Genomic DNA, 11,974 nt, shown 5'->3' on the forward strand with positions numbered 1-11,974 from the left:
TTCTTCATAGGAAAAATATAAAGAAACTAACACTTATTGCTTGTCTCCATAATTAGAGCAAAATCACCCCATAACCTTGAGCAAATGTTTTACAACCAGCTCCATTTTATCAAAGTTTAAAATCTTAAAAGGCGATTCAATGGGCAACATCAAACAAAATTATAGATTTGATTTAAGAGCTAATTCTTTGGCAAAGGCAATACAGCCTGAAATACTTGTACCTGGGCTAATGTAGGCTTTTATATCTGTATCAAAATGTGCAAATGTGCTTTCTCCTATCGCGATGGCTCTATATTGACTATCCCAACCAAAATTTTTGATAAAGCTATGATAGCTACTTGGTGCGGTGAAAATAATCACGCTATGAGGTGGTGGCTTCAAGGATATATGAAGGTCTAAAGGGATATTTTCATAGGCAATCACTTCTTCAAGTTTGATTCCCTCTGATTGTAAAATAGAATCTAATCCAGAGACAATTTCTTTAGCGCGTAAATATAAAGGATTACGCTCCTTTAATAATGGACAAATCTCTGCTGCAAATGCCTTGCCCTGCGTTTTTTTGCCTACATACTCCACTAATGCCCCACATTCATAGAGTGCCTTTGCACTCACCTCACTTATCACAAAACTTGGAATCTCTATCCAACGCGCAAGGTGAGGATTACAAGAAGCAGATTCTATAAGGGATTTTATCGCATATACTGATGTAAAAATGAGTGCATCAATATATTCTAATGTATGTGTAATTGGCGTAAAGACTATGCGATTTGTAAGGAGGCATTTTACACCCTCCACCTCACGTGTGCCTGTCAGCACCACTTCATATTCATCTAGCATTTATTAATCTATTCTCCGCGCTAGATTCCAAAAATATAGCCCTACCCCACCACTTATGATAAGCATTATCCCCAAAGCGAGGCTAATGAGTGTCGCTAACACTTCAGGAAAAAGTATAAAGAGAATCCCCAGCACAACATAAAGTCCTCCCATAATGATAATACTCATCTTTGTATTCGCACTCACCACATAGCTAACCCTCCACGCGTGTATAAACCACAACACACCCTTAAGAATGAGCCATAACGCAATGAAAAGCGGGATAAAATTTTGCGCAATATCCTCTCCGCCAAAGAGAAGCACCACGCCAAACACGCACGAAACAATCCCATCAAGCAAAATCATCACATATCGCATTTGTATAAAATAAACAATCTCGCCAATACCGCTGAAAAGCATTATAAAGCCTACGAGATAGGCAAGAAATCGCATTGTATCAAGTGGATTTGCGATACATACAACACCCAAGACAACAAGAGAGACACTAAAAGCCAACCATAGCACACGATTAAAACGCATTATAAACTCCTTTCATTAAGTTGTGTATTTTTTGAAATGCTTAGCACTAAGCCGATAGCTATACAGTTTGCAATCAATGAGCTACCTCCATAGCTTAAAAATGGCACGGCTATACCCTTCACAGGCGTGATACCCGAGATACCAAAGGCATTGATAATAAACGAAAAGCCAAGCAAAAGGGCTATACCTACGCAAAAAAGATAATATGTTTTGTTAGCAACACGATTAGCAATACGAAAAAAACGCCAAAGCATATAGCTAAATAGCATTACAATTACAAATAATCCTACAAAACCAAGCTCCTCAGTAATCCCCGCTAAGACAATATCCGTATGCACATCACTTAAAAATCCAAGCTTGATATACCCCTCTCCAAGCCCAGAGCCAAAGAATCCTCCACTTGATATAGCATTTGCTGCGTGGTAGATTTGATAAGGTTCGGGTAAGCCACTTACACGGAGATTTTCTGCCCAGCCTTGAGGTAAAAGGGCTAAGACAGAATCTTGCGCACTCGCCCACCACGACTTCATACGTAAGATTCTATGCGGACTTGTGATAATAGCTACAAATGCCGTGCTAATCGTCCCTAAAAAAATTACTCCAAGCAAACGTAGGCTCCCACCGGCAAAGAGCAACATTACGCCTAGAGTTAACGCTAAGAGTATCACTTGCCCTAAGTCATTTTGTAGTACAGCTATTAACACCACTGCCACAATGAACAATATAAGATAAGGAATAAAAATTTTAATCTCATCTTTAATCGATAAATCCACATCGCTCACAAATTTGCGTGAGAAGCTCCACGCCAAAAAATATACAAAACCAATTTTAAAAAGTTCTGATGGAGCTAAAGAAATAAAAGGTAGCCTTATCCATCGTTTTGCCCCACCAGCAGAGCTTATGAAGCTTTGAGGAAGAAAGTGCATACCGATCATAAGAACAATAGAAAGAATAAAAATAAATAAGCCAATACGTTTGAAATACACATTAGGCTCAAGACGTGAAAGCCACCACATCAGCGCAATACCTATACAAGCCGCAATCAATTGACGCATAAAAAAATGAAAAGATGAATAATTATACAAACTCGTAATATAAACCGCTAGCGAATAAGACATTACCACACCGACACAAATAAGCAAGGTAACTGTATAAAAAAGCCTAGAATCTACCATAAAACTCACTTTTGCTTAATTAAAATGACGATTTTAACAAAATTACTAAAATATTAGCGAAACAAAAACTCTCTACTCATCACAGATTTTTAAAAATTTCCTTCTTACCCGCGCCGTATCAAATACGCCATTTTGTGCCCTTTGATTAAAAGAGTTAAAAATCTCATTAATAAAATTTATATCCAACCCATAATCCTTTAGACTTTGTAAAAATATTTAGGTGTTTTTATATACATTTTATATGACTCTCAATCTTACCTTTGCTGCTTGCGTGCTGCTTGCGCTTCTTGTGTGTGAGTATCATCTAGGCAATCTAAAGCAGAAGCAAAGCTACACGCTAATCTGTGCGGAATTATTAGTGTATAGTGATAGGATAGTTTATCGCGTAAGCAAGAGCGATTTGTGTGTTTAAAAAGGCAAGGGTGGCATAAATACTTGCTAAAACTATCTTTTTACCCAAAGATAGCGAGATAAAATCCTCCACAAGCAAAGCTAGATACTCTACGATAAAATCTAGTCTATCAGGGCTAAATCTCCCTCCTACTAAATTAATGGCTTTAAGCGTCCAGATATTCTCTCTTGGTATATGGGAATTAAAGTCAGCACAGGCTTGCCACACAGACATACAAAAAAACACTTGAGAAACCCGAAATCATCAAGTCCGCCTTTTTAAAGGTATAAAATAGATGTGCCAATATCCCAAATTACATTTGATACTTCTTTAAGCAGTTTTGTAAATAGGCGATATTTCTGGATTTCCGCCTCTCTTATAAAGCTTTGAGGGCGAGGGTGGATAATGATATTTTATAAGGGCATTTTGCAAGAAATTCTAAAAAATATAAGCCCTAGCTTTGTAAGGAACATCTTCTTATGTCAAGAGGGCGAAATAAGTATGGTAGGGGCATTAGGATTATACAAAGTAATGGGCGAATCTTGCAAAGATTTAAAACTAAAAGAGAGATTATTCAAGATAAGTGTTAGCTACGATTACAATATGCTTAGGCTTGAGATTATGAACAGATACTACATCATGGACAAAGTCTTTTTGAATCTGATTTGCCACTAATACGGAATCAAAATAATCTCTACCAACATACCCGATAAGTCATAGACAAGAGATAATGCACGATATGGCAGTAGTGCTTTACACCGCGACTTCTTTTAATCTGTAGTATATCCAAGCCCGGTGTGGTCAGTGCTCATATATCAGCTCTTAAGAGATTAAGCTTTATATAAGCTTTTTACTTATGCCAATATATTCAAAATGTGCAAGCAGCGAGGTATCACGCGATAATACGGGGTCAGATTCTAAAGAGGATTAATATGAGCCAAAAAGGTTTTTAAGATATGAAATATCGCAATTTAATTTTTTCAAATACAATAATGAAAATCAAAAATTAAGGAGACTCTATGAAACTTCACAGCATCTTCCGCACACTTGATGCATTTTATGTCTTTTTGCTAAGTATTGGTGTGGGCTGCATTATGACATCTGCATTTGCAGCAGCTGCGATATTTGGAGCTGCAAACTCTGTACCCGCACTGAGCGTTAGCGATAGTGGCTTGATTATGGGACAGATTTTCCTCAAGTGCAATAACTACTTCAATTTCCTTGCTATTGTGATTATTGTCTATGAGTTAGCTGGTTTTGTTTTTGCTAAACAATTTGCTTGTAGCGCACAACGCAGGTTTTGGCTACTGCTTGGTGGGATTAATGTTATTTTGATTTTCCTTTTCACGCTCTATTACACACCTTTTATTATGGAGGCTCAAGCGCAAGGAACTATCAACAATGACGCGTTTAGCTCTATGCACAAACAAAGCGAGTTAGTATTTAAAATCTTACTTTTTACATTAAGCATATCTGCCTTGTGGAGAGGGATTATCACCACCCGCCCACGCTCTTAGACAACACAATGACAAAAAGCAGAATCTGTTTATAAACTACACAGGAATTTTATTTTTACACAAAAAACAATAAACTTCTGTATATATCATTAAGGAATCTTCGTAATAGTAAAACGCAAATAAAACTACAGGAGATATTATGAAAAAAATCTCAATCCTTGCATTCATAAGTGCAATAAGCATAGCCTTTTGGGGTTGTGGCGAGAATAAAACGCAACAACAAGATGTATATAAAGTCAAATTTGCTCACGTGGTGAGTGCAAACACGCCTAAGGGACAAGCTGCTGATTTTTTCGCTAAACGTGTAGATGAGCTAAGCCAGGGTAAAATCAAAGTAGAAGTTTTCCCTAGCGCACAGCTTGTCGATGATGATAAGGTATTCCAAGAATTATCGCGCAACAATGTGCAAATGGCAGCACCAAGCTTTTCAAAATTTACTCCTATCGCAAAGGAATTTAACATTTGGGATATACCTTTCTTATTCCGTGACACAGAGCATTTACATAAGGTTATGGACGGCGAGGTAGGACAGATTCTCAAAGATATTATTTCTAAGCGAGGTATTGTCGCGCTTAATTATTGGGACGCAGGATTCAAACAATTTAGCACAAATAAAAAACCTATTATTATCCCCGAGGACGCTAAGGGGCAAAAAATGAGGATTATGAGTTCAAAAGTGCTTGAGGAGCAAACAAAAGCATTAGGGGCGATTCCACAAGTTTTACCTTTTAGCGAGGTGTATTCCGCACTTTCCACAGGTGTTGTTGATGCAGCTGAAAATCCCCTCTCTAATCTTTACAATTCTAAATTTTACGAAGTGCAAAGCTCTATTACGCTTTCAAATCACGGTTATTTAGGCTATCTTGTCGTAGTAAGCGATGGATTTTGGAAACAGCTCCCTGATGATTTAAAAGAAATATTCAAACAAGCGCTTCACGAGGCTACAGAGTTTGAACGCACCCAAAGTGCTAAAGAAGAAAAAGTGTTACTAGATAAGCTTAAAAAAGATGATGCTACAAAAACAGAAATAATAGAACTTACAGATGAGCAAGTCGCTCAATGGAAGGAAAAAATGCAAGCAATTTATCCAAAGTTTTATGAGCTTGTAGGACAGGATTTAATTGAAAAAGTTTTGCAAGTGCAGTAATTAAAGGATAAGGCTTCATAATGCTTTCTTGGATTGCCAAACCATTTGTGTGGGCACACCATAGTTCACAGGTGCATAGAATTTTCGCCATTTTAGACACTATCATCGCCTCTATTAATAAAAATATCGCCGTAGTTGGCTTACTTGTGGGTGTCTTAATCACCGCTATAAATGTATTTTGCCGCTATCTCACGGGGCTTTTTCCCGAATTTTTCCATCTTTCACTCACTTGGGCGGAAGAAATCGCTCGATATTGCTTTTTGTGGTCAGCTCTTTTTGGTGCGGCTTATGGATTCAGAAAAGGTGTGCATATCAGCGTTACTATGCTCTTAGAGCGATTCCCTCCTAAACTCGCTAAAGCCTGTATGATTGGCATACATACCCTAAATTCTCTTTTTCTTGCTTTTATGACTTATGCTGGGGCTATGGTATGCTATGATAATTATCGTATTGGCTATATGAGTGAGGCATTACATAATGTCCCATTATGGATTTTTCTGCTTTGTTTGCCATTAGCTTTTTTTGGCGCGACTTATCGCTCAATCGAAAAAATCTACGAAGTGTCTTGGACACAAGCGGACAAGGTCGTAAAAAATGCAGAAAGTGAAATGATACACGATTCTGTTATCAAAGATTAGCGGGGTATAAATGAGTGTTGCGTATTTATTATTAGTGTTGTTTGGTTTGCTTCTCATAGGCGTACCTGTGAGCATTGCCTTGGGTGTTAGCGCTGTGAGTGCGCTTTTTATATTCACTTCTTATAATGTCGTAGGCTCAGCAGAGATTATGTTCAATGGCTTAAAACCTGCTCTTATGGCAATTCCTATGTTTATCTTGGCAGGCTCACTTATGAGCAAGGGAAGTTCAGCGCAACGTATTGTGGATTTTGCAAAGTCTCTTGTGGGGCATTTACCCGGTGGATTGCCTATCAGTGCGATTTTAGCCTGTATCATCTTTGCTGCGGTAAGTGGTAGCTCTCCTGCTACCGTGGTGGCGGTTGGTTCAGTAATGTTTTTAGCTATCAAAAATGCAGGATACCCTAAAAGCTATGCTGTGGGGGCGATTACCTCTGCGGGAAGTTTAGGAATTCTCATTCCGCCTTCTGTGGTGATGATTGTCTATGGGGTTACCGCTGAAGTTTCCATTGAAAAACTTTTTATGGCTGGCATTATTCCGGGGTTAATGATTGGTACAATGATGATGCTATATGCTTATATAGGAGCAAAAAGATTAGGATTTAAGGCTAGTGTGCCCGAAAGTTTTGCCTTGCGCTTTAAAAAATTCCACGAAGCCTTTTGGGCTTTACTTATCATTTTTGTCATTATTGGCGGTATTTATGGTGGTATATTTACTGCCACAGAAGCAGCGGGCATTAGTGCTGTATATGCGTTTATCATCTCCGTTTTTGTATATAAAGACATCAAATTTAAAGATCTCTATGCCGTGTTTTTAGATGCGGCAATCACCACTGCAATGATATTTTTTATCATCGGCTTTGCAGTAGTGTTTGCTCATTTTCTCACCAATGAGAGAATCCCTCATCTTATTGCAGAATTCCTCGTAGGACAGCAAATGAGTTGGTGGATGTTCCTCATTCTTGTCAATGTTGTATTATTTATTATGGGGCAATTTATGGAACCTAGTTCTGTTATTATGATTATGACTCCTTTACTCTTACCTATTGCCATAGCGCTTGGCATTGACCCTATACATTTTGGCATTGTGATGGTTGTCAATATGGAGCTAGGTATGCTTACGCCACCTGTGGGGTTAAATCTTTTTGTGGCAAGTTCACTCACAGGCTTAAGCCTTAAAGATGTAACTATATCTGTTTTACCCTGGCTTGTTGTTATGCTAGTAGGCTTACTCTTAATAACATATATCCCTCAAATTTCGCTTTGGCTTCCTAATCAAATCAACTGAAACCTAAAGGAGGGTTTATGGATTTTAAAGACATTAAGCATATTGAAAAAGCGCAGAGTTTTAATCGCAAAGATGGCGCAAAGCTTTTTGTTGTGCTTATTTTTTTCTTAATCATTTCACTTGTAGCCATTTTTGCTCACACAGGACATAACACACTTCTGCTTGTATTTGCTACCATCATCGGCGGCTATATGGCTATGAATATTGGTGCAAATGATGTAGCAAACAATGTGGGACCAGCTGTTGGCTCTCACGCTATTACGCTTGTGGGGGCAATCATTATCGCGGCTATTTGTGAAGCTATGGGGGCAATCATTGCTGGGGGCGAGGTGGTGGAAACTATTAAATCCGGCATTATAGATTCTAAGCAAATTTTAGAACCACGTATATTTGTCTCTCTTATGCTTGCTGCCTTACTTTCTGGGGCAGTATGGCTGCATTTAGCTACTGCCATTGGTGCACCTGTATCTACTACACATTCGCTTGTAGGGGGAATCTTGGGTGCTGGCATTGTGGCTGGTGGCATTGATGTAGTAAATTGGATAGAGCTTTTACGCATTGCTTCTAGTTGGATTATTTCCCCTGTGCTTGGCGGTATTATCGCCGTCATTTTTCTTATTATCATTAAAAAAAGCATTACCTATAAAGAAAACAAACGTGAAGCTGCTAAAAAGGTGGTGCCTATCCTCATTTTTGTGATGACTTGGGCTTTTAGCCTTTATCTTATCCTTAAAGGATTAAAGAAAGTCCTGCCTATCCTCGATATTGGCGTATCTGTGGCTATTAGCTTTATTATTGCCATCATTGTATATTTCACCGTGCGTCCCATTGTGGCAAAAAAGGCAGATTCTCTCCTAAATACAAAAGAAGATATTAACTCCCTTTTTACTATCCCACTTATTTTTGCAGCTGCCCTTCTAAGCTTCGCTCACGGGGCAAATGATGTGGCTAATGCCATTGGACCTCTTGCTGCTATTAATGAAACACTTCAAAATCTAGATTCCCTACCCTCTGCAAAAGCCGGTGTGCCTTTGTGGATTATGATTATCGGGGGGCTTGGTATTTCACTTGGTTTAGCCCTTTATGGTCCTCGCCTTATTCGCACTGTAGGAAGTGAAATTACAGAGTTGGACAAAATGAGGGCATTTTGTATCGCTATGAGTGCAGCTTTAACCGTGCTGCTTGCCTCGCAGCTAGGATTACCGGTAAGCTCTACGCATATTGCACTTGGAGCAATTTTTGGTGTAGGATTTTTGCGCGAATATCTCAAAAAGCGCTATTATGAAATGCAGCAAACCATCATAGAAGCCCACAAAGGCAAGGACGCGCAAGAGGTAGAAGCTTTTTTAGAAAGATTCAATAAGGCAAGTATTAAGAAAAAGGGCTTAATGCTTGAGGCATTAAAAAGCAATGATAAGCTTAAAATGCTGCCACGTCTTGATAGAAAAGAGCGCAAATCACTCAAAAAAGCCTACAAACAAGAGCTTGTTAAGCGCAGTGCGATTAATAAAATTATCGCTTCTTGGCTTATTACTGTGCCTATGTCTGCGCTACTTGGAGCATTGACATACTATATAATTATTAGTGCTGGTTTTGAACTTTAGTATTTTAAAAGATTTGATTGATTACAATTCAAATCTTCATTTTTCTTAAGGAGAATTTTTGGACCCGTATTCGTCGGTTTTAATGCTTATCCTAGCATTGTTTTTAGTCTTTCTTAATGCTTTTTTTGTGCTATCAGAGTTTGCAATTGTTAAAATTCGAAAATCCAAGCTAGAGGAACTTGCCAATAATGATGTAAAAAATGCCTCTCTCGCCTTAAAGATGACTAATTCACTCGATACCTATCTCAGTGCTACACAGCTTGGTATCACCTTTGCTTCTTTGGCGCTTGGGTGGGTGAGTGAAAATGCCTTTGCTAATCTCATCGCCCTGCCCTTTCATTATCTCTTAGAATCTTCACCCTTTCTCGTGCATTCCATCGCTTCAGTGATTGCCTTTATATTGGTAACACTCCTGCACGTCGTGCTAGGTGAGCTTGTACCAAAATCTATTGCCATTGCTAAAACTGAATCTGTGGTGCTTTTTGTCGCACGACCTCTCTATACTTTTTGGATTATCTTTTCTCCTTTTGTTAAGCTTTTTGATTTGCTCGCGGCATTTTTCTTAAAGCTTATCCATATCACCCCTGCACACGAAAATGAAAGGGCACATTCAGATGAAGAGCTAAAAATCATCGTAGGAGAAAGCCTTAAGGGTGGATATTTAGATTCTATCGAAGGAGAGATTATCAAAAATGCAGTAGATTTCTCCGATACCCTTGCTAAAGAGATTATGACCCCACGCAAAGATATGATATGCCTCAATGCCCAAGATAACTATGAAAAAAATATTGAAATCGTCCTGCAGACTAATCACACACGTTATCCCTACTACCAAGATTCTAAGGATAATATCTTAGGTATGATACATATCCGCGATTTATTTGAAAACACTTTTAAAGGCGGGGAGCATAATCTCTCAAAGCTTGTAAGAAATATGATTATCGTGCCAGAAACAGCCCATATCTCGCAGATTCTCAACACTATGAATCGTCAGCAAGTCCATACTGCACTCGTTGTCGACGAATATGGCGGCACTTCAGGGCTTCTAACGATGGAGGATATTATCGAGGAGATAATCGGCGATATTAGCGATGAACACGATTTAAAAATCGAGGATATGAGGCAAATTGACGCACATACATATGAGTTTGATGGCAAACTTGAGCTAGAGAGTATTGAGGAGAGATTTAGCATTGCTTTTAGCAATACAAATGACCATATTACCATAGGCGGCTATGTATTTGGCTTACTAGGGCGACTTCCTGTGGTAAAGGACAAAATCAACGATGAGCATTTTACTTTTGAAGTGCTTGAAATGGACGGAGCGAGGATTAAAAAGCTAAAAGTTACTTTGCTAGAAGTGGCATAAATCATTAAGTTTCCAAAGTCCATTCAAAAGAAGGGGCTTTAGCTTTATAGAAGGGTGTATGAGACATTATTTAACACTAGTAGGCTACCCCTTTAGTAATCCAGCAATCACGTCCAAACAAAAATTGCATTTCAACCAATACGAATGCAAAATATCCACATTTTGCAACGCATTAGATGGCTCTTCTTTTTTAAGGCTTGATTGAGAGCACCGCTTACAACCCCGCCAATACGGAAAAAGAATATCTCATTAAGACAATCGCAGCATTACTGCCTTTTTACACTTTTATAGGCAAATTTCCTGCCGTAACCAAAGAAAATCGTGTCATATTTTACAAACAAGCAGTATAACAATGCCCCCTACAACTAAACCAACATTAAAATAATGTTATTTCGTTTTTATTTTTGCTTATAAAAGCGAGACATTATGCGCTCACCAAAAAAATTATTAATTTTGACTTCAAGTGCTTATCGCCTACTTTTATCCCTCACCATTTTTACAAGCGCGATAGTATTTTCACGTGGTAAATCAGGGAGCATTCCGTGCCCTAAATTAAAGATATGTCCGGGCTTTTTGCCCATTATGGAGAGAATCTCATCTACACTTCTCTCCATAGATTCTATATCATACAATCTTGATGGCTCTAAATTCCCCTGCAAAACATATTTTCCTCCTAACTTTGCTTGAGCAAGATTCATAGGTGTGCTCCAATCCACACCAAAAACATCAAATACCCCATCGATTTTATCTAAATACCCCGCAATCCCCTTAGGGAAAAGCATAACAGGGATATGCGGATATTTCGCCTTAAGATATGAGGCGATATCTTTCATATATTTCCAACTAAATTCCATATACGCCTCACATTCTAACGCAGCTGCCCAGCTATCAAAGATTTGCACTGCATTTGCCCCAGCGAGAATCTGCCTCTCCAAATAGTATTTCAACTCCTCGCTTAATCTCTCAAGCAATGCTCTTAGAATCTGTGGCTCTTTATATAACATAGCCTTGCTCTTTGTATATGTTTTACTCCCCTGCCCTTCAATCATATAGGTAGCCAACGTCCAAGGAGAACCACAAAATCCTATGAGTGCCTTATCTTTAGGGAGCTTGGCGCGGATAGCACTTACCGCATCATAGACATAATTAAGACGTGTATATGCCCTCTCACTTAAAGCATTTATATCCTCCATCGTGCTGACTGTTCTTTGAAAATGTGGTCCCTCACCGGCTAAAAACTCCAGTGGCAGCCCCATCTCCATCGGCACTACTAAAATATCACTAAATAAAATCGCCGCATCAACATCTAAAATCTCTATGGGCTGAAGCGTTACCTCTGTAGCAAGCTCCACATTTTTACATAAATCTAAAAAGCTCCCTGCCTTTGTGCGAGTTTGCCTATATTCACTCAAATAGCGTCCAGCCTGTCGCATAAGCCATATAGGCGTATAGGGTGTGGGCTTCCTAAAACACGCATCGATAAAAATCATTC

At 38.8% G+C, this 11,974-nt stretch carries 11 protein-coding genes; 6 read left to right on the forward strand and 5 right to left on the reverse strand.

From position 1 onward, the window contains the following. Nucleotides 1-159: 159 nt before the first annotated feature. From V3I05_RS00570 to V3I05_RS00585, 4 genes are all read right to left on the reverse strand, one after another. Nucleotides 160-837: a uroporphyrinogen-III synthase gene (locus V3I05_RS00570; protein WP_343353687.1), complete on the reverse strand. Its 678-nt coding sequence runs from the start codon at nt 835-837 to the stop codon at nt 160-162. 3 nt (nt 838-840) lie between these two features. Next, a complete protein-coding gene (locus V3I05_RS00575; protein WP_300448000.1) occupies nt 841-1,356 on the reverse strand; it encodes a DUF308 domain-containing protein in 516 nt (171 codons plus the stop codon). Beyond that, complete coding sequence (locus tag V3I05_RS00580) at nt 1,356-2,531, reverse strand: FtsW/RodA/SpoVE family cell cycle protein (RefSeq protein ID WP_343353689.1); 1,176 nt, start codon at nt 2,529-2,531, stop codon at nt 1,356-1,358. Before V3I05_RS00580 ends, V3I05_RS00575 begins: the two co-directional genes overlap by 1 nt. 355 nt (nt 2,532-2,886) lie before the next feature. Next, nucleotides 2,887-3,156: a hypothetical protein gene (locus tag V3I05_RS00585; protein ID WP_295699305.1), complete on the reverse strand. Its 270-nt coding sequence runs from the start codon at nt 3,154-3,156 to the stop codon at nt 2,887-2,889. Nucleotides 3,157-3,941: 785 nt separating this feature from the next. Between V3I05_RS00585 and V3I05_RS00590 the strand changes: the two genes are divergently transcribed. From V3I05_RS00590 to V3I05_RS00615, 6 genes are all read left to right on the forward strand, one after another. Continuing rightward, entirely contained in the window at nt 3,942-4,439 is a 498-nt protein-coding gene (locus tag V3I05_RS00590; RefSeq protein ID WP_295699304.1) for a DUF4149 domain-containing protein, read from the forward strand. A 139-nt stretch (nt 4,440-4,578) separates the two neighbouring features. Beyond that, nucleotides 4,579-5,586 (forward strand): DctP family TRAP transporter solute-binding subunit, encoded by a 1,008-nt coding sequence (locus tag V3I05_RS00595; RefSeq protein ID WP_295699303.1) that lies wholly within the window; start codon nt 4,579-4,581, stop codon nt 5,584-5,586. 20 nt (nt 5,587-5,606) lie between these two features. Next, on the forward strand, nt 5,607-6,224 hold the full coding sequence (locus tag V3I05_RS00600; protein WP_295699302.1) for a TRAP transporter small permease: 618 nt from the start codon (nt 5,607-5,609) through the stop codon (nt 6,222-6,224). A 10-nt stretch (nt 6,225-6,234) separates the two neighbouring features. Continuing rightward, a complete protein-coding gene (locus tag V3I05_RS00605) occupies nt 6,235-7,509 on the forward strand; it encodes a TRAP transporter large permease (RefSeq protein WP_295699301.1) in 1,275 nt (424 codons plus the stop codon). Between the two features lie 17 nt (nt 7,510-7,526). Beyond that, nucleotides 7,527-9,113: an inorganic phosphate transporter gene (locus tag V3I05_RS00610; protein WP_295699300.1), complete on the forward strand. Its 1,587-nt coding sequence runs from the start codon at nt 7,527-7,529 to the stop codon at nt 9,111-9,113. A 58-nt stretch (nt 9,114-9,171) separates the two neighbouring features. Further along, complete coding sequence (locus tag V3I05_RS00615) at nt 9,172-10,482, forward strand: hemolysin family protein (RefSeq protein ID WP_300448012.1); 1,311 nt, start codon at nt 9,172-9,174, stop codon at nt 10,480-10,482. 467 nt (nt 10,483-10,949) lie between these two features. Here V3I05_RS00615 and hemE read toward each other — a convergent pair whose 3' ends face one another. Continuing rightward, a complete protein-coding gene (gene hemE, locus V3I05_RS00620; protein WP_343353692.1) occupies nt 10,950-11,972 on the reverse strand; it encodes a uroporphyrinogen decarboxylase in 1,023 nt (340 codons plus the stop codon). Between the last annotated feature and the right edge of the window lie 2 nt (nt 11,973-11,974).

This window comes from Helicobacter mastomyrinus (assembly GCF_039555295.1).
GTDB classification, from domain to species: Bacteria; Campylobacterota; Campylobacteria; order Campylobacterales; family Helicobacteraceae; genus Helicobacter_C; species Helicobacter_C mastomyrinus.

What these genes read in the sequence shown, in the direction of transcription:
- V3I05_RS00570 (WP_343353687.1), bottom strand. Translation starts at nt 837, where the DNA reads ATGCTAGATGAATATGAAGTGGTGCTGACAGGCACACGTGAGGTGGAG.
- V3I05_RS00575 (WP_300448000.1), bottom strand. Translation starts at nt 1,356, where the DNA reads ATGCGTTTTAATCGTGTGCTATGGTTGGCTTTTAGTGTCTCTCTTGTT.
- V3I05_RS00580 (WP_343353689.1), bottom strand. Translation starts at nt 2,531, where the DNA reads ATGGTAGATTCTAGGCTTTTTTATACAGTTACCTTGCTTATTTGTGTC.
- V3I05_RS00585 (WP_295699305.1), bottom strand. Translation starts at nt 3,156, where the DNA reads ATGTCTGTGTGGCAAGCCTGTGCTGACTTTAATTCCCATATACCAAGA.
- V3I05_RS00590 (WP_295699304.1), top strand. Translation starts at nt 3,942, where the DNA reads ATGAAACTTCACAGCATCTTCCGCACACTTGATGCATTTTATGTCTTT.
- V3I05_RS00595 (WP_295699303.1), top strand. Translation starts at nt 4,579, where the DNA reads ATGAAAAAAATCTCAATCCTTGCATTCATAAGTGCAATAAGCATAGCC.
- V3I05_RS00600 (WP_295699302.1), top strand. Translation starts at nt 5,607, where the DNA reads ATGCTTTCTTGGATTGCCAAACCATTTGTGTGGGCACACCATAGTTCA.
- V3I05_RS00605 (WP_295699301.1), top strand. Translation starts at nt 6,235, where the DNA reads ATGAGTGTTGCGTATTTATTATTAGTGTTGTTTGGTTTGCTTCTCATA.
- V3I05_RS00610 (WP_295699300.1), top strand. Translation starts at nt 7,527, where the DNA reads ATGGATTTTAAAGACATTAAGCATATTGAAAAAGCGCAGAGTTTTAAT.
- hemE (WP_343353692.1), bottom strand. Translation starts at nt 11,972, where the DNA reads ATGATTTTTATCGATGCGTGTTTTAGGAAGCCCACACCCTATACGCCT.